This is a genomic window from Microtetraspora malaysiensis, from assembly GCF_001528665.1.
Classification (GTDB): Bacteria; Actinomycetota; Actinomycetes; order Streptosporangiales; family Streptosporangiaceae; genus Microtetraspora_A; species Microtetraspora_A malaysiensis.
Genome location: NZ_BBYJ01000028.1, coordinates 56,120 through 74,034, shown reverse-complemented (window position 1 = coordinate 74,034; position 17,915 = coordinate 56,120). Strand labels below are relative to the sequence as shown.

The following is a 17,915-nucleotide window of genomic DNA, read 5'->3' as shown; positions in this document are numbered from 1 at the left end:
ATAGCGCGCGAATCTCAAAATTGTGTAAAGATTAGGGGTGGGAACAATCTTGTCCATCCCACGCTGGGAGCGCATGCACGTTGGCCATGCCAGGGGCCGGTGGCCCGCCGATGAGCATCGAAGCAGTCGACTTCGCGCTGCGTCGCCGTGCCGAGGAACGTGATCGGATCTCGGACGACCTGCTGGACCTCGACTCCCACCCGGGTTACCGGCTGCTCAAGGGTGCGCGGCTGACCGGGGAGACCGGGCGCCGCTGGGACGAGGCACAGGCCCGAGCGGTGACCTTGTGGTGGCTGTTCGACGCCTACCGGGGGGTGCTCGATCGCGCACAGGAGCTCAGGGCCGGCAAGCCCGACCTGGCCGCGCTGACCGGGCTGCTCGCCGGCCCGTCGGTGGAGCTGAAGCCGGAGAACGTGCCCGTCGAGAAGCGGTCGCTGCTGCGGGCCGCAGGCGAGTGGATCACGCTGGACACGGTGGTGGCGCGGATGGACGCCGCCTACCGCGACGTCGCCGAGACGGTCGCGGCCGCGGACGACGCCTGGAGTGCGCTGCTCCCGCGGCTCGACGAGGCCGATGTCGCCCGCCGCTCGGCTCAGGACCAGCTGCGCGACCTCGACGGCGCCGATCCGGATCTGGAGCGCATCGGCGCCGGGATCGACCGGATTCGCGCGGTGGTCACCGCCGACCCGCTCGGCGCTGCCGCCCCCGACGGCAAGATCGGTGGCGAGCTCAACGGATTACTCGCCGACCTCGCCGCCCGTCGCGGGCTGCTGGAGCAGGCCGCGCGGATCCGGGCGGAGTACGGCGACCGGGCCCGCCGCCTCGGCGAGCGCATCGCGCAGGTCGCCGAGGCCGAGAACGAGGCTCGCTCGATCCGGGACACGGTGCTCGTCAAGATCGCCTCACCCGCGCTGCCGGCGCTGCCGGACGAGGCCGCCGCGCTGCGGGACCGGCTGGCCGCGCTGGATACGGCCGGCGGTCGCTGGCTGGAGCTGGTCGAGCGGCTGACCGGGTTGGAACGGGCCGTGGACGAGGCGCTGGCGCGAGCGCGGACCGCGACCGAATCGATGGCGGGCCTCATCGGCCGTCGTGACGAGCTGCGTGGCCGGCTGGAGGCCTACCACGCCAAGGTGGTCCGGCTCGGGCATGCCGAGGACGCCGCACTCAGTGAGATGTACGGGGAGGCCCGCGGCCTGCTCTGGACGGCACCGTGTGATCTACGGCAGGCTACCGTCGCGATCGCCGCCTACCAGCGGGCGATCAGCCGGATCGGAGTGGCGGGATGATCAGATGCGCCCAGCCGGGGTGCGGCGGCACGGTGGAGGACGGTTACTGCGACGCCTGCGGTCTGGCCCCGCAGCCGGAGCCGGAGCCGGCCTCACAGCCGGACCCGGCGCCGGCGCCGCCCTCGGCGTCCCTGACCAGACCGTCCATCCCGCTGGAAATGTCGGGTACGGCACGTACCGGCACGAGCCGGCCGAGCGGCCGGTCGAGCAGAGGCCAGCTCGGGATGGGCCTGGTCGAGGTGCCGGCCGTGCCGTACCGGGACCCGGCCGGGGTGGTACTGGCCCACCCCCAGGTGCCGGAGGACCGGCGCTTCTGCGGCAATCCCGACTGCGGCAAGCCGGTAGGCCGCCGCAGAGGTGACCAGCCAGGGCGGCCGGAGGGGTACTGCCCGCACTGCGGTTGGCGGTTCTCGTTCACGCCCAAGCTCGCCGAGGGCGAACTCGTCGGCGGGCAGTACGAGGTCAAGGGCTGTCTGGCGCACGGTGGTCTCGGCTGGATCTACCTGGCGGCCGACCGGCACCTGGAGGGCCGGTGGGTGGTCCTGAAGGGGCTGCTCGACACCGGGGACGTGGAGGCGCTGGCGGCGGCGGAGGCCGAGCGGCATTTCCTCACCGCGATGGACCATCCGAACATCGTCAAGATCTTCAACTTCGTCACCCACCCCGACCCCGGCACCGGGACGATGGTGGGCTACATCGTGATGGAGTACGTCGGCGGTGTGTCGCTCCAGGAGATGCTGCACGCGCGGCTACGGGAGAGTGCCAACCGCCAGGCGCTTCCGGTCGCCCAGGTCATCGCCTACGGGCTGGAGATCCTCAAGGCCTTCGGCTACCTGCACGACCAGGGCCTGCTCTACTGCGATCTGAAGCCGGGCAACGTCATCCAGGTGGAGGAGCAGCTTAAGCTCATCGATCTCGGCGCCGTGCGGCGGATCGACGACGCGGACAGCGCGATCTACGGGACGGTCGGGTACCAGGCGCCGGAGATCGCCTTCGACGGGCCGTCGATCTGTTCCGACCTCTACACGGTGGGGCGCACGCTCGCCGTGCTGGGCTTCCCGTTCAGTCCCGTCAGGGACGGGTCCGCCTCTCCGCTGCCGGCGATCGACCAGAGGTACGAGTCCTACCGCCGGTTCCTGGAACGGGCGACCGACTCCGAGCCGGCCCGGCGGTTCCAGAGCACGGCGGAGATGTCCGACCAGCTCGTCGGCGTGCTCAGGGAGGTGCGCGCCGCCGAGCTGGGCGTCCCCCACGCCGCGCAGTCCGGACTGTTCGGCCCGGAGCGCCGGGCCGTCGGAACCGAGCTCGCCCCGGCGGCCACCGGCAAGGTCTTTGGCCCACTCGACCGCCTCGCCGTCGTGTCCGCGCTGCCCGTCCCCCTGGTGGACCCGCTCGACCCCGGCGCCGGCCTGCTCGCGGGCCTCACTTCGGGAAACCCCGCCGAGCTGGTGACGCTGCTCGAATCCGCCCCGTCCACTCCGGAGACCACGCTCGCGCTGATCAGGGTGCTCAGTGAACTCGGCCGTCCGGTCCCCGACCAGCTGCTCGCGGACGCCACCGGGCAACTGCCGGGAGACTGGCGGATCTGGTGGTATCGGGGGGTCGGGCAACTGGCCTCGGGGGACCCGGAGGAAGCGGCGCGCATCTTCGACGGGCTCTATTCGTGGCTCCCCGGCGAGGCCGCGCCCAGGCTGGCACTCGCGTTCGCCCTCGAAGCCGGCGGAGCGGGCCAGGAGGCGGCTCGCCATTACGCGGCCATCTGGCAGACGGACCGCTCATACGTGAGCGCCGGCTTCGGCCTGGCCAGGCTCCGGCTGGCGGAGGGCGACCGTGCCGGGGCGACCGCCGGCCTGGACGAGGTGCCCGCGACCTCCATCCACCGCACCGCCGCGCAGGCGGCCGCGGTGGCGACGGCCGTACGAGGACATGACCCTGCCGAAGGCGAACTCGTCGCCGCGGGCGAGCGGCTGCGGAGCCTGAAGCTCGACGCCCGGGACCGCGACGGGCTGCTCTCGGAGGTGCTGCGGAGCGCCCTCGGCCGGGTCACCACCGGTCAGGCCGCCTCATCCGGGCAGGCGACGCTGCTGGGCACTCCGCTGCACGAGCGGGATGTGCGCGCCGAGCTGGAGCGCGTCTACCGGGCGCTGGCCAGATCGGCGCGATCCGTGGAGGAGCGGCACGCCTTCGTCGATCTGGCCAACACCGTACGTCCGAGGACGCTGTGGTGAGCGGCAGCTGTCCCGCCTGCGGGACGCTCGTCCTGGCGGGTGAGGCGTTCTGCGAGCAGTGCGGCCACGCGCTGGGAGTCGCCGGCTGCACCACGTGCGGCGCTCCGGCGGTCGGGGCCGACGGCTACTGCGAGAACTGCGGCATGCTCCAGCCCTCCGACCGCGACCACGTCGAGATCGAGCTGGAGGTCGCGGCCGGGGTGAGCGACCGTGGCCTGCGGCACAACCGCAACGAGGACGCCATGGCGCTGACGGCGGCCGGCACGGCAGCCGACACGGTGGCCGTGGGAGTGGTCTGTGACGGGGTGTCCACCTCGCCGCGCCCGGAGGAGGCGTCCCAGACCGCCGTCGCCACCGCCGCGGCCGTCCTCGCCAAGCACCTGGGGGAGGGGGCCGACGCCGAGACCGCGACCCGGGAGGCGGTACGGCTCGCCGCCGAAGCCGTCGCCGCCTTGGCCGAGAAGGGTGGGGACGCGCCCGCCTGCACCTACGTGTCGGCGGTGGTTGGCAGGCGGCAGGTCACGGTCGGCTGGGTGGGCGACAGCCGGGCCTACTGGCTCGGACCCGGATCCGAGGCGCTGACCGGTGACGACGCCACCCCGGGAACGCACATGCTGACCGCCTGGCTGGGCGCGGACGCGGGCGAGGTCGTGCCGCACATCCGCACGTTCACCCCGGACGGGCCGGGCGTGGTCCTGCTGTGCAGCGACGGCCTGTGGAATTACCACCCCGAGCCGGCGGCGCTCGCGGCCGTCGCCCTGAACGCCACCCCCCGCGCGGCGGCGCAGCGGCTCGTGCAGCTCGCGCTGGAGGCCGGAGGACACGACAACATCACCGTCTTGGTGATCCCTTTCGGACCCGGGGATCAGACCGAGGCCACCGTGGTCTTCCCGAAGGAGCAGCAGTGACCGACTTCACCATGCGCGTAGACCAGAACAAATACCTTCCCACGGGAAGCGGGGAGGTGCACGCGATCGTCACGGTCGAGGCGAGCGGCCCGATCGAGCGCGCCCCCACGGTCGAGGCCGCCGAGATCATCATCGTCGACACCTCCGGCTCGATGTCGTACGACAAGATCGCCGAGGCGAGGAAGGCCGCGCGGGCCGCCATCGACACCCTCCGCGACGGGGTGCACTTCGCGGTCGTCGCCGGCAACCACGAAGCCCAGATCATCTTCCCCGACCGGGCGATGCTGGTGCCGGCGACCCCGGAGAGCAGAAGCGCCGCGAGGGAGGCCGTCACCCGGCTGGTGGCCGAAGGGGGGACGGCGATGGGCCGGTGGCTGCGTCGCGCCGCCGATCTGTTCAGCGATTTCCAGCAGGCGTACCCCGGCGCGATCAAGCATGCCATCCTGCTGACCGACGGAAAGAACGAGCACGAGAAGCCGCCGGAGTTCGCCGCGAACCTGGCGTACTGTGCGGGGAAGTTCGTCTGCGACTGCCGCGGCGTGGGCGTCGACTGGGTGGTCGCCGAGCTTCGCGAGATCGCCTCCACCCTGCTCGGCAGCGTGATGGACATCCGCCGGCCCGAGGACCTGGAGGCCGACTTCCGGGCGATGACCCAGGCGGCGATGGGCAAGACGGTCGCGGACGTGGCGCTGCGTCTGTGGACGCCGCGCGCGGCGAAGCTGAACTTCGTCAAGCAGGTCTCGCCGACGTTGGAGGACCTGACCGGCCGCCGCACCGAGGTGGACGCGCTGACCGGCGACTACCCCACCGGAGCCTGGGGCGGCGAATCCCGCGAATACCACATCAACGTGCGGGTGCCGGCCGGGAACGTCGGCCAGGAGATGCGCGCCGGCCTGGTGCGGCTGGTTCTGCCCGGGACCGGAGAGGTGCTGGCCAAGGGGAACATCCTGGCGCAGTGGAGCGACGACCCCGTCCAGTCGACCCGCATCAACCCCCGGGTGGCCCACTACACCGGCCAGCAGGAGCTCGCCTCGCTCATCCAGGAGGGCCTGCAGGCCCGCAACGACGGTGACCTGGACACCGCGACCGCCCGGCTCGGCAAGGCACGCGGCATCGCCGAGAAGGCCGGCAACGAGGAGACCGCCAAGCTGCTCGACAAGGTGATCGAGTTCGACCCTGGCACGGGAACCGCCCGCCTCCGGCGGGACGTCGACAAGGCGGACGAGATAGCGCTCGACACCCGGTCGGTCCGCACCGTCCGGATGAGCAAGGACCCGGAGGCCTGAGCATGGCGATCTGCCCGGTAGGGCACGATTCTGCGGACGAGGAGTACTGCGACGTCTGCGGTGCGCTGCTGGCGGCCGCCCCGGCCGCCCCGGCTGCCCCGGTCGCTTCGGCTCCGGCCGTCCCGCCCGACGCCCACCAGCTGGACGACTGTCCCGACTGCGGGGCACCACGTGGCGGCCGATTCTGCGAGAGCTGCGGCTACGACTTCGTGCTCGGCGGCGGGAACCAGGTGACGCCGCCGTCCACGCCGCCATCCACGCAGCCCTCCACGCCGGACACCCCGGCCTCCGGCTGGGTCGCGGTGATCGCGGCGGACCGCGACCACTACGAGGCGATGATCGCGCAGGGCGGCCCCGACGCGGCCCGCGTCGCGTTCCCGCCGTACTGCCCGGAGCGGCGGGTACCTCTGGCCGGGCTCGAGGTCAGGATCGGGCGGCGCAGCAAGTCGCGGGCGCTGACCCCCGAGATCGACCTGGCCGGACCGCCCGAGGACCCCGGCGTCTCCCACCTGCACGCGGTGCTGCTCGCACAGCCCGACGGGACGTGGCAGCTCGTCGACCTGGGATCCGCCAACGGAACCCTGCTCAACGGCAAGACGGTGGAGCACAACGCGCTGATCCCGCTCGGCGACGGGGATCGCGTCCACGTCGGCGCATGGACCAGCATCACGGTGCGGAAGGGCTGAGATGGCCGTTGTCACCCCCACCACCACCGGCCCAACCACCACCGGCCCCACCTCCGCGTCCGTCCCTCCGCCCGCGCCTGTGACCGCGCGCACGCCCGCCTCTTCGCCGCCGCGCGCCCTGTGGCTGCGAACGGTTCCCGGGCGGATCCGTGCCGGGGCCGGCGCCGCCGTCCTCGCCGTCGGCCTGCTGTTCGCGCTGATGGGCGTGGCTCTGGGGCACGCCGGGGACGGACTGCGGGCGATCGGGCACACAGCGGGCCCGCAGGTGGTGGCCACCGCCGACCTGTACTTCGCGCTGAGCGACATGGACGCCCAGGTAGCCACCGTGCTGCTGGCCGGCGAAGAGGGCGGGCCCGGCCGCCAGGCCGCGCTGGACCGCTACGACCAGCGCCGCGCGCAGGCCGACAGCGCCGTGCTGCAGGCCGCCGACCTGGCCGGCGACGACCCGACGGGGCAGATGACCGTGCGCGCCGTACTCGACGGGCTCGGCCGCTACGAGCGGCTCGCGTCGCGCGCCCTGCTCCTGGACGAGCAGTCCCGGCATGCCGCAGGGCCCCCCTCGCAGGCGGCTCTCGACGTCTATCGCCAGGCCACCGACCTGATGCGGTTGGACCTGCTGCCCAAGGCGTACAACCTCACGCTCGACAGCGGGACCGTCGTCAGGCACGCTTACGCGGACGAGTCGGCCGCCGTGCTGGCGGGCCGGTTCTGGGTGGCGCTCGGTGGGGCGTTCGCGCTGGCCGTCCTCGTCGCGCTGCAGGCCTTCCTGGCCCGCAGGTTCCGCCGTGCGATCAACCCGGCGCTGCTGGCGGCCACCGTCGTCGTCGGTGTGCTGACCATCGCGGGAGTGCTCGTCCTGCAGCGGGTGTCCGACGATATGCGGACGGCCAAGGAGGATGGCTTCGACTCGGTTCTCGTGCTGTCTCGGGCACGCGCGATCGGGAACAGCCTGCACGGTGATGAGAGCAGGTATCTGCTCGACCCGCAGCGGGCGGACACCTACGAGCAGGTGTACCTCGACAAGTCACAGTCGGTGCTCTACGTCCCCGGCGGGAACCTGGACAAGTACTACGCCGCGGTGGACAACAGCGTCGCCGCCTTCCCCGGTAAGGCGGACTTCCTCGGCTTCTACGGCTCGGAGGCCGGTCGGATCACCCTCCCCGGCCAGCGTGAGGCCCTGGCCAGGGTGCTCACGCTTTACCAGAAGTTCCAGCACGATGACCGGCAGATGCGGCAGTTCGCCACAACGGGCAGGAGCGCGGACGCCGTACGGCAGGCCACGGGCGCCTCATTCAGGGCCTACGACGGCGCCCTGGTCGAGTTGACGAAGCTGCACCGCCTGGCGTTCGACGACGCCGTGGCGGAGGGCGACCGCGCCCTCGGTGGCTGGAACCTTCTGCTGTCAGGGGCGGCGCTCGCCGCCGCCCTGCTGATCCTGGTCGGAGTCCGGCCCCGGCTCGCCGAGTACCGGTGAAGGGATGATGTCAATGGTCGCGCTGACCAGGAGGGGTCGTTTGCGGCGCATCGCCGCCTCGGTGCTGCTCGGGGCCGTGGTGCTGCTGTCGGCGACGGCCTGCGGCGCCGGCTCGTCGATCCTCGACAAGGATGTCCTGGTCATCGGAGTGAAGCCGGACCAGCCCGGGTTGGGGATGAAGAAGGCGGAGGGCGAGTTCGCCGGCTTCGACGTCGATGTGGCCGGCTACATCGCCCGCAAGCTGGGCAAGAACGCCAGGTTCGTCGCGGTGCCCTCGTCCGAGCGGGAGAAGGCGCTCATGAACGGCTCGGTCGATCTGGTCGTAGCCACCTATTCGATCACTCCGGAACGCAAGACGAAGGTGGCCTTCGGCGGGCCGTACTACGTCGCCCACCAGGACACTCTCGTACGGGCCGGGGAGAGCGCGGTCGCCAACGTGCGGGACCTGAAGCGGCGCAAGCTGTGCCAGGTGACCGGGTCGAACTCCTGGCGCCGGGTGAAGGAAGAACGGAAGATCGCCGTGGAGCTGGTCGAGGCCGCCTCCTACAGCGAGTGCATGTCCGATCTGAAGGCGGGGAAGGTGGACGCGGTGTCCACCGACGACCTCATCCTGGCCGGCTTCGCCACCTCGGACATGAAGATCGTCAACGCGCCGTTCACCGACGAGCGGTACGGCGTGGGCATCAAGGCCGGGGACCTGGACGGCTGCGAGGCGGTCAACAAGGCCATCACCGAGATGTACCTGGACGGAACCGCCAAGAAGCTGCTGCAGGAGTGGTTCGGGAAGTCCGGCCTGGCGCTCACTTTCACCGTCCCCCAGTTCGAAGGCTGCGGCTGACGTCCGCGTGGCCCGTGGCACGCCGGTCAGGCCGCGCCCGGACCGGCAGTGAGGTGTGACTCGGCGCTGCCGAGCAGCATCTCCAGTGCGGCGGGGTAGGCGCTGTCGTTCATGCCGGCGACCAGCAGGGGGGCGACCGCCGCGATGTTGGGATGAGTGGCCGCCGGCAGGCGTGCGTAGGTCGCCTGCCAGATCTCCTCGTCCGCCGCGCGTGCTTCCTCGGGCAGCGCCAGGGACGCGGCATCCAGCGCGGCGAAGGCCAGAGTCATGTCGATGAAGGCGTGGTAGATGCGGACGACGTCTCGGTCCGGGAACCCCGCGCCCCGCAGCAGCCCGAGGATCGCCTCGTCAGCCGCGACTTCGTGAGACTTGCCGGATATGCGGTTGGCGGTCAGCACCGCGGCCTGTGGGTGTTCGAGGTAGGCGGCGTGGATGCGCAGGCCCAGCTCGCGAAGATCGGCGCGCCAGTCGCCGGTGCCGTGCCAGTCGGCCATCGCCCGGCCGATGAGCATGTCGCCGATGGCCAGGGTCAGGTCGTCCATGCCGGTGAAGTAGCGGTAGAGCGTGCTGGGGTCGGCTCCCAGGGCGATGCCGAGCCGTCGCACGGTCAGACCCGCGGAGCCATGCTCGCGCAGCATACGCAGCGCGGTCCGCACGATCAGCTCCTCCGAGAGAACCATCCCGCTCTTCGTCGGGCGGCGGCGTCGCCGCGCCGACTCCGAGACCACCGGCTTGGGCACGGTGTTCCCCTCCTCCTGTTGCCTGTTCCTTCGCCCCCGAGCTTATGCCAACACCATTGACGTATGAAGGGGTGGTGACGTTGGATCGGGCACACCAAGGCGTGTGCCTCGGAAAGGGGATGTTCTGTCATGCGTGTTCTGCTTGTCGGTGCCGGTGGTGTGGGCACGGCGATCACCCGGATCGCGGCCCGCCGATCGTTCTTCGACCACATGGTCGTCGTCGACTACGACCTGTCGCGCGCCGAGGCGGCCGTCGCCGCGCTCGGGGAGGCGGGTACCCGCTTCAGCGCCGGGCGGGTCGACGCGAGCGACGAGGCGGCCGTGGCGGCACTGCTGGAGGAGCACCGCTGCGACGTCCTGCTCAACGCCACCGACCCGCGCTTCGTGATGCCGCTGTTCCGGGCGGCGCTGCGCGTCGGCGCGCACTACCTGGACATGGCGATGTCGCTGTCCCGGCCGCACCCGGAGCGTCCCCATGAGGTGTGCGGGGTCAAGCTCGGCGACGCTCAGTTCGAACTGGCCGCCGAGTGGGAGAAGGCGGGCAAGCTCGCGCTGGTCGGCATCGGTGTGGAGCCGGGGCTGTCGGATGTCTTCGCCCGTTACGCAGCCGACGAGCTCTTCGATCACATCGAGGAGATCGGTATCCGCGACGGCGCCGACCTCACCGTGGAGGGGTACGACTTCGCGCCCTCGTTCAACATCTGGACCACCATCGAAGAGTGCCTCAACCCGCCGATCGTCTACGAGGCCGGCCGAGGCTGGTTCACCACCCCGCCCTTCAGTGAGCCGGAGGTGTTCGACTTTCCCGACGGCATCGGCCCGGTCGAGTGCGTCAACGTCGAGCACGAGGAGGTGCTGCTCGTTCCCCGCTGGGTCGACGCCGAGCGGGTGACCTTCAAGTACGGACTGGGCGCGGAGTTCATCCAGACGCTGCGAACCCTGCATCTGCTCGGCCTCGACCGCACCGAGCCGGTCCAGGTCCTCGGCGCGGACGGCACTCCCGTCATGGTCTCCCCGCGCGACGTGGTCGCGGCGTGCCTGCCCGACCCCGCGACCCTCGGGGAGCGCATGCGCGGCAAGACGTGCGCGGGCACCTGGGTCAAGGGCACCAGGAACGGCAGCCCGCGCGAGGTCTACCTCTACCACGTGGTCGACAACGAGTGGTCCATGCGGGAGTACGGCTCCCAGGCCGTGGTGTGGCAGACCGCCGTCAACCCGGTGGTGGCCCTTGAGCTGATAGCCGCGGGCCTCTGGTCCGGCGTCGGCGTCCTGGGTCCGGAAGCCCTTCCGCCCCGGCCCTTCCTCGACCTGCTGACCGCGTACGGCACCCCGTGGGGCATGCGCGAACAGTGACCGTGAGCGACGGGGCGCCCCGCCTCCCGGACCGCCATGACGATCTGACGAAGTCCTGCCCGCCGCCTCTGCGGACGAATGTCGCTGTCGAGGTTCGACGTCACCTCGCCTGTGTTCCGCTTCAACCGCAAGCCCGCGCTTAACGGCGGCGCCCTGTCGGAGAAGGCCCTGTACGGCCAGTTGGTTGCGGCCTCATCATGACGTGGCCCGGAGCCGGAAGTAGGCCGTGACCTCGACGCGGAGACTCTCTCATCAGACCATGCTGGTGCCCGCACCCGGAGTCGCATTCGTCCACGTTCTCGGGGACGATCATCCCCGGGCGGTAACTTTCAGCATCGGTCATGATCTGCCGCTGCCCGCATGGGCGGCGGGCTCACAGGCTGACGGACGCTTGATCCCTGCGCGGGCACGGCGAGGACCGCTGTCCTCTCTGGTAGGGCCGCTCCGGGGCCCGGGCTGCTGTTTCCGCATGCCGCGGCCAACCGCCGCCACGCTCAAGACCCCGGACGATGCCTCGCCACCCTCGGCATCGCGTGATCAAACCGGACAAAACGAGAGAATGTCGGAGCTCTGGGGGCATGAGTGGGCAATAGCTCGCAGATCGCCCTCTCAGGACGTACCTATGCTTGCTGCGCGGTCCCGACGATGAGCGTGTAGTCGACGCCTACCCGGAAGCCGCCGGAGGAACCGCGAATGGTGAGCTCGTGACGACCGGGCTGCAGCGGTTGAAGGCGCGCCCAGAGGCCACACGCGTAGAACGTGTCTGTACCGTCCTCCCCGGTCAGCGGGTTGCCCGCCACGCCGGTCACCGCGACGTCGTCGTCTTCCATCCGCTCCGACGTGACCGGCTTGCCGTCGAGGACGGCCCTGCCTTTCGCGGCGATCATGAACTCCTCGCATTGAGCCTCGGAGGCGACCAGGTTCACCAGCGGAAATACCACCGCCCGCCCTGCGGGAAGCCTGCATGTCCGCTGTACAGTGCCGCCGAAGGTTCCGGCCAGGAACCACACGTCTTCTGGCTGGTTCCGATCGCAGAACTCCCCCGTCGTGTCCGCCACAGGGTTCGTGCTCTCGCTTTCGGAGGCTGCCCACGTCCACCAGCGTCCCTGGATCGACTCTGCCGCCGAGCCGGGCGATTCCGAAGACGCGATGCCGTCTGCGCTGCTCTTTTGAGCCACCACCCCACAGCCTGCGAGGAGACCGAGGGCCAGCGGAAGCAATAATGCGGATCTTCGAGGCATCCGGGGATCATAGACTCGATCACCATCCACCCTCACATCGATCAAGTGATCGTCGCTTCGCGCATGCCGAGGGAGGACGTCGTCGCCAGGGACGCCGCCGGCAACGTCAGCCCGCCCTCGGGGCTGATCACGGTGACCGCGGTGACGGGCGCGTCGCCGACCTCGACGCCGACCCCGCCGCCCGGTGACATCCTGCCGCCGACCAGGCCGGCCGGCCTGCGTGACGCCTGCTTGCAGGACTACCGCGGCGTCACGTTCTGCTGGCAGCCGTCGACCGACAACGTGGCGGTGACCGCGTACGACGTGTACCGCGAGACCGCCACCGGCTACGTCAAAGCCGGTACGGTGGCCGCCTCCACGTTCCCGAACTTCGCCGAGTCCGGCCTGGTCATCGGGCAGCGCTACACGTACGTGGTGGTCGCGAGGGACGAGACCGGGAACATGAGCTCGCCGTCGGACCCGCTGTCGGCGCTGGCCAGGGAGGGGCTGCCGATGCCCGACCCGGTGTGCTCGGTGTCCTACCGGGCGGCGACGGCCCGGCGCCCGCGCCGGTGAGCTTCACGCTCAGCGGCAAGCCCTGCACCACGGCCTGACCGAGGGACTTGACCGTCGGACGGATGTGCGCACAGGAATTGAATCTTCGGCGCGGGGCCACCAAACTTGCCTCGCGTGACTCTACGGATGGCGATCCTCGGACCACTTGTCGCCTGGAGAGCAGGGGTTCCCCTGGATCTGGGCTCCACGCAGCAGCGTTGCGTGCTCGCCGCCCTCGTGCTCGCGGAGGGCAGGCAGGTGAAGATCCAGGAGCTGGCCGCCACCCTGTGGGGCGAGGAGGTCCCGGCGAGCGCCGTCAACGTCATCCAGACGTACGTGAAGCGATTACGCCGCACGCTGGAGCCTGATCGCGCCAGCCGCGCGCCCAGCCTGCTCCTGCCGCGGGTCCGCGACGGCTACGCCCTGGACCCGGGCCTGGTCGAGGTGGACGTGGAGCGCTTCCGCGAGCGCGCCGCGGACGTGACCGGCTACGACCAGGTCGCGGAGGCTCTGGCGCTCTGGCGCGGCGAACCCCTGGCCGAGCTGCCGCCCCTCGCCGGACATCCACGGCTGACCAGCCTGGCGGGGGAGCTGGCCGGCGCGCTCGGCCGCTTCGTCGGCACGGTCCTGCGGGAGGGCAGGGCGGCGGACCTCCTGCCCTACGCCGAGGACATCGCCCGGATGCTCCCGCTGGACGAGTACGTGCACAGCATCCTCATCAAGCTCTGCCTCGAAGCCGGCCGGCGCACCGACGCCCTGCTGCGCTACCGGGAGATCAGCCTGCGGCTGGAGCAGGAGCTGGGCGTACGTCCCGGCCCCGAGCTGAGCGCCGTCCACGCCATGGCGCTGGACGACGAGCCGGACCGGCGGCCCGAGCCGGGCCCATCCCGGCTGCCCGCGCCGGCCCAGTTGCCGCCCGACATCAGCGACTTCAGCGGCCGGCTGGAGCAGGTGTCGGCGCTGACCCGCATGCTGGGCACGGGGGAACGCACCGCGATGCCCCTGGTCGTCATCACCGGGATGGGCGGCGTCGGGAAGACCACGCTGGCCGTGCACGCGGGCCACCGCCTGCGGGAGAGCCACCCTGACGGCCAGCTGTACGTGGACCTGCACGGGACCGACGGCAACGCGGTGGACCCCGGCGACGTGCTGAACCGGATGCTGCTCGCGCTGGGCGTGGACGGCTCGGTGATCCCGGCGGAGCTGGACGCCCGGGCGACGCTCTACCGGAGCAGGCTGGCGGGCCGCCGGGTGCTCGTGGTGCTGGACAACGCCGTCGACGAGGCGCAGGTGCGCCCGCTGCTGCCCGGCGCGCCCACCTGCGCGACGATGGCCACCAGCAGGTCCAGGCTGCGCGGGCTGAGCGGGGGCCACCACGTCGATCTCGACGTCTTCCACCCGCAGGAGGCGCTCGACCTGCTCATCCACCTGATCGGCGAGGCCAAGGTCCGGACCGACCAGGCGACCGCCCGGGCGATCGTGGAGGCGTGCGGCCACATCCCCCTCGCGGTCCGGGTGACCGGCGCGCGGATCGCCGCGCAGCCCCGGCTGAGCCTGGGCCGCTTTCACCGGGAGCTGGGCGACGAGCGGCGGCGGCTCGACCAGCTCACCGCCGGGGACCTGGCGGTACGCGCGACGTTCCAGCTCAGCTACGCGGCGCTGCCGCCCGCCGCGCGGCGCGGGTTCCGATTCCTCGGGCTGCTGGACGTCCCCGACTTCGCTGAGTGGTTGCTCGCGACCCTGCTCGACGCGCCACAAGGGGAGACGGCGAAGATCCTCGACCTGCTCGTCGACGCGCATCTGGTGACCGTGGCCGGTGAGGACGACGTGGGCGAGCCGCGCTACCGCCTGCACGACCTGATCCGGCTCTACGCCAGGGAGCGCACCGAGGCCGAGGACGGCGCCGAGGTCCGCAGGGCCGCGCGCCGGCGCGCCTTCAGCACCTGGCTCGCGCTGGCCGAGGACGCCGACCGGCTGCTCGCCTACCGGACGCTGCTCCCGCTGCAGGGCGAGGCGCCGCGCCGCCGCCTGCCGGGCGGCAGGGCGGAGGCCATGCTCGCCGACCCCGTGCTCTGGTTCCAGAGCGAACGCGCCAACCTGGCGGCGGCGATCGCGCAGAGCGCCGACCACGGCCACGCCGACCTCTGCTGGAACCTCGCGGAGGCGTGCGTCGGGTTCTACGAGATGCGTGATCTTCTCACCGAGTGGCGCGCCGTGCACACGGTGGCGCTGTCCGCGTGCGAGTCGGAGCCGAGAGGGCGGGCGGTGCTGGCCCGCAGCCTCGCCTACCTGGCGTGCCTGCCCGTGGTGCGTCCGCGGGTCATGCGCGAGCACGCCGAGCTGTCCCTGGAGCTGTTCAGGACGGTCGGTGACCGGCAGGGGGAGATCGACGCCCGGGTGATGCTCGGCACCGCGCTCGTCGCCGGGGGGCTGGGCGAGGAGGGGCTGGAGCAACTGCAGCGGGCCGAGGCGCTGGCCGTGACCCTGGGGCACGACGCCGAGCTGGACTTCGTCCATGCCGCGCTCGGCTTCGTCTACCGCGAGCAGGGCAAGCTGGAGCTCGCCTCGCACCACCTGGAACGCGTCCTGGAACGCACCGAGGGCCGCCGCCTCAGCCGGGTGCGCCTGATGGCGCTGCGCTCGCTCGGGATGGTCAGGTTCTACCAGGGCAGGTCCGGGGAGTCCCGGCACCTGCTGCTGGAGATGCTGAGGCTCGCGCGGCAGCTCGGCGTGCGGGTGAAGGAGCTGCTGGCGCTGCTCGTGCTCGCCGAGACCGGGCTGCTCCTCGCCAGGCCCGACGCCGCCGGCTACCTCGATCAGGCCGAGGTGCTCGCCACGGACATGGGCGGCGACTTCGCGCTCGCCCTGGTGCAGCGGGGCCTGGCCACCCAGGACCTCGTGGCGGGCCGGGCAGAGCAGGCGCGGGAGGGGCTGCTGGGCGCGCTGGAGGTCTTCCGCCGCCACGGCGTGCTGCACCTCCAGGCGATGGTGCTGAAGGCGCTCGGGCACACGCACGCGCTGCTCGGGAAGCCCGGCGACGCCCTGGTGGCGTGGCGCGAGGCGGAGAACCTCTTCCGGCGGATGGGCAACCTCAGTGAGGCGGCTGAGCTGGCCGCACTCGGTGACGGCGTGGCGGGGGAACGCTGATCCATTCGCCGTCCAGTCCCTGTCCAATCCGGGCTCCTATCGTGTGACACGAATTTGTCAGGGCACGTATGGAGCTCCGTATGATCTCAGTGTCTTTAGTCATCGACGATCCCGGCACGCTCGTCGCGGCCATGACCTCGCTGGCGGCCGATCCCGGCCTGCGCCTGCTGGCCCGCGCCCGTTCCCTGGAGGAGCTGCGCAGCGCCGAGAGCGTCCCGGCCCATGTCGTCGTCGTCCACACCGAGGTGAGCGGGCCGCCCTGCGGCGCCGAGACCGTCCGCCTGCTCCGGGCGGAGGGACGGGTGGCCGTCCCCCTGGAGGCCGGCGGCCCCCCGGAGGACCGGCTCGCCGTCTCCATCCGCACGGCGACGGCGGCCGGGCCGCGCCTGTCCGGCCAGGAACGGGCGGTCCTGCTCGGCTACGCCTCCGGGCTGACCCTCACCGCCGCCGCCCGGCGGGCCGGCATCCGGCCCGCGACGGCCAAGAAGTACCTGGAGAGGGTCAAGCAGAAGTACGCCGACTGCGGCCGGAACGCCTACACCAAGCTGGATCTCGCCAGCCGGGCCAGGGAGGACGGGCTCATCGGCTGACATCGGCCGGCACCCCGAGCGGGAGCAGGTAGAGCGCGATCTCGTTGACCCCGTCCACGGCGAACAGCTCGTGCACCAGATCGTCGTAGAAGCCGCCGACGAGGGTCGTGCCCAGCCCGAGTCCGGTCGCGGCCAGGGCCAGGTTCTGGGCGACGTGCCCGGCTTCCAGCAGGGCGAACCGCAGGGCGCGGAGCCCGTACTTCGCCCTGAGGTCCTCGGTGTGCACCGTGAGCGCCAGCATGGCGGGGACCTGGGCCAGGTCGACCAGCAGCTGATGCGCCGGCGGCCGGGTGGTGGCGAACCACATGGACGTGGCGGTGGCCTCCGCCGGATCGGGCGCGTCGGCGTAGCGGTAGAGCCGGTCTCCGTGCCTGCCCACGCCGTACGTGCCCGGGGCGAGGCCGTCGACGGACCAGGCGATGAGCCGGAGCCGCACCGAGTACTTGCTGCCCGCGCTGGGGAAGTTCCGCGTGGCCCAGCCCCCGGTTTCCGGCCGGTCCCGGCCGCCGAACGACTCGCGCAGGAGGGTGCCCAGCGTGGTGGCGGCGACCGGGCCGGTGTAGTCGCGGCAGGAACGGCGCTCGCGTATCGCCTGGCCGAGCGGCATCTCCAGGGCGGGGCCCGCGGGCAGCGGCACCGTCGTGGCGAGCCAGCCCGGGTGGTCGGCGGTCCGGTCGCCGCCCTCGCCGTCGCCGAGTTCGGGCAGCTGCCCTGGCGGGTACTTCGAGCTCTCCAGGTAGCGCTGGTCCAGCCCGGCCTCGGGGGCCAGCGCGCCGGCGAGCACCCAGCACAGCGCCCGTTCCTCGTCCGGCTGCACGCCCAGCCGGTTGCACAGCATGTGCAGTTGTGAAGCCCACACGGCCAGCCGCCGCCCGGAGGCGATGCCCTGCTCCGCCAGCTCGGCGTCCGCGTGGGCGACGGTCGCGGCCCAGCGGGCGGCGAGCCCTTCGCCGTCCCGGACCGTGGCGCGTGTGGCGGTCAGCACGCCCAGCACCTTGTCCCGCTGCCGGGCGAGCATGGCCTCGCTGCGGGCCAGCGGGACGGCCGGGGGCAGCTTGGGCGTGTCGGCGGCCAGACGCCAGGCCGCGGCGTGCTTTCTCAGCCACGCCGCGCCGGCCCGCTCGTCCAGGCCCAGGCCGAGCGCGGTCGCGTACATGAGCGGGAGCGCGGTGTTCATCCGCGAGGCCGAGGAGCCCGACAGCGCCTCCAGGACGATCTCGCTGGAGCGGCAGAAGACCTCCTCGGCCACGGAGATCGCCTCGGCGCCGCCGTACCTCTCGATCTCGGGCTCGTAGGCGATCCCGGACACCGTCCCGTGCGGAGTCCAGCCCTCGGCGCCCGGGAGGTCGGTGCCGCCGATGAGCGAGGCGAGCGAGAGCTGCAGCGCCTCGGGGTCACGGACGGCGCGGGCGCGGATGCGCACGTGCGGGCCGCCCTCCCCGTACCTGATGAAGAACCAGTCCTCCAGCAGGCCGTCGGCGCGCAGGCCGGCCAGCAGCGGGCCGGCCGCGTCGGTGAGGAAGGCGTCGTTCTGCTCCGTGTCCCAGTGCAGGAAGCAGTGCAGGCTCGTCCAGAGGCCGACAGCGGGCATGGTCATCGGGTCC

Annotated in this window: 14 protein-coding genes; 11 read left to right on the top strand and 3 right to left on the bottom strand. The window is 71.8% G+C overall.

What is annotated here, in order from left to right; genetic code table 11:
* Positions 1-110: 110 nt before the first annotated feature.
* The 7 genes from AWQ71_RS31890 to AWQ71_RS31860 are packed head-to-tail and all read left to right on the top strand — an operon-like array spanning position 111 to position 8,706.
* Positions 111-1,286, top strand: coding sequence for a hypothetical protein (locus AWQ71_RS31890; protein ID WP_084259514.1), 1,176 nt, complete (start codon positions 111-113; stop codon positions 1,284-1,286).
* On the top strand, positions 1,283-3,514 hold the full coding sequence (locus AWQ71_RS31885) for a serine/threonine-protein kinase (RefSeq protein ID WP_067140258.1): 2,232 nt from the start codon (positions 1,283-1,285) through the stop codon (positions 3,512-3,514). The genes AWQ71_RS31890 and AWQ71_RS31885 overlap by 4 nt, the downstream gene beginning before the upstream one ends.
* Positions 3,511-4,422, top strand: coding sequence for a PP2C family protein-serine/threonine phosphatase (locus AWQ71_RS31880; protein ID WP_245658680.1), 912 nt, complete (start codon positions 3,511-3,513; stop codon positions 4,420-4,422). The genes AWQ71_RS31885 and AWQ71_RS31880 overlap by 4 nt, the downstream gene beginning before the upstream one ends.
* On the top strand, positions 4,419-5,708 hold the full coding sequence (locus AWQ71_RS31875; RefSeq protein ID WP_245658679.1) for a VWA domain-containing protein: 1,290 nt from the start codon (positions 4,419-4,421) through the stop codon (positions 5,706-5,708). Before AWQ71_RS31880 ends, AWQ71_RS31875 begins: the two co-directional genes overlap by 4 nt.
* A gap of 2 nt (positions 5,709-5,710) precedes the next feature.
* The gene (locus AWQ71_RS31870; RefSeq protein ID WP_067140252.1) at positions 5,711-6,394 is read left to right on the top strand and encodes an FHA domain-containing protein; all 684 of its coding nucleotides are present in this window, start codon (positions 5,711-5,713) and stop codon (positions 6,392-6,394) included.
* A gap of 1 nt (position 6,395) precedes the next feature.
* A complete protein-coding gene (locus AWQ71_RS31865; protein ID WP_245658677.1) occupies positions 6,396-7,868 on the top strand; it encodes a GlnX family signal transduction membrane protein in 1,473 nt (490 codons plus the stop codon).
* A 13-nt stretch (positions 7,869-7,881) separates the two neighbouring features.
* Positions 7,882-8,706 (top strand): glutamate ABC transporter substrate-binding protein, encoded by an 825-nt coding sequence (locus tag AWQ71_RS31860; RefSeq protein ID WP_067140248.1) that lies wholly within the window; start codon positions 7,882-7,884, stop codon positions 8,704-8,706.
* A gap of 26 nt (positions 8,707-8,732) precedes the next feature.
* On the opposite strand, the gene AWQ71_RS31855 is transcribed toward AWQ71_RS31860, so the two are convergent.
* Positions 8,733-9,446 carry a TetR/AcrR family transcriptional regulator gene (locus AWQ71_RS31855; RefSeq protein ID WP_067140245.1) on the bottom strand — a complete coding sequence of 238 codons (714 nt, stop codon included), beginning with the start codon at positions 9,444-9,446 and terminating at the stop codon, positions 8,733-8,735.
* Positions 9,447-9,575: 129 nt separating this feature from the next.
* Between AWQ71_RS31855 and AWQ71_RS31850 the strand changes: the two genes are divergently transcribed.
* Complete coding sequence (locus AWQ71_RS31850) at positions 9,576-10,799, top strand: saccharopine dehydrogenase family protein (protein ID WP_067140242.1); 1,224 nt, start codon at positions 9,576-9,578, stop codon at positions 10,797-10,799.
* A gap of 620 nt (positions 10,800-11,419) precedes the next feature.
* Here the strand turns inward: AWQ71_RS31850 and AWQ71_RS31845 are convergent.
* A complete protein-coding gene (locus AWQ71_RS31845; protein ID WP_245658674.1) occupies positions 11,420-12,040 on the bottom strand; it encodes a signal protein in 621 nt (206 codons plus the stop codon).
* A gap of 45 nt (positions 12,041-12,085) precedes the next feature.
* On the opposite strand from AWQ71_RS31845, the gene AWQ71_RS31840 reads away from it, so the two are divergent.
* The 3 genes from AWQ71_RS31840 (at position 12,086) to AWQ71_RS43060 (ending at position 16,311) form a co-directional block, all read left to right on the top strand.
* A complete protein-coding gene (locus AWQ71_RS31840) occupies positions 12,086-12,595 on the top strand; it encodes a fibronectin type III domain-containing protein (RefSeq protein WP_067140236.1) in 510 nt (169 codons plus the stop codon).
* Between the two features lie 114 nt (positions 12,596-12,709).
* The gene (locus AWQ71_RS31835) at positions 12,710-15,721 is read left to right on the top strand and encodes an AfsR/SARP family transcriptional regulator (RefSeq protein WP_157570695.1); all 3,012 of its coding nucleotides are present in this window, start codon (positions 12,710-12,712) and stop codon (positions 15,719-15,721) included.
* Between the two features lie 80 nt (positions 15,722-15,801).
* Positions 15,802-16,311, top strand: coding sequence for a helix-turn-helix domain-containing protein (locus tag AWQ71_RS43060; protein WP_067140229.1), 510 nt, complete (start codon positions 15,802-15,804; stop codon positions 16,309-16,311).
* Here the strand turns inward: AWQ71_RS43060 and AWQ71_RS31825 are convergent.
* The gene (locus tag AWQ71_RS31825) at positions 16,301-17,908 is read right to left on the bottom strand and encodes a thiopeptide-type bacteriocin biosynthesis protein (RefSeq protein ID WP_157570694.1); all 1,608 of its coding nucleotides are present in this window, start codon (positions 17,906-17,908) and stop codon (positions 16,301-16,303) included. The two genes, AWQ71_RS43060 and AWQ71_RS31825, sit on opposite strands and share 11 nt — an antisense overlap.
* Between the last annotated feature and the right edge of the window lie 7 nt (positions 17,909-17,915).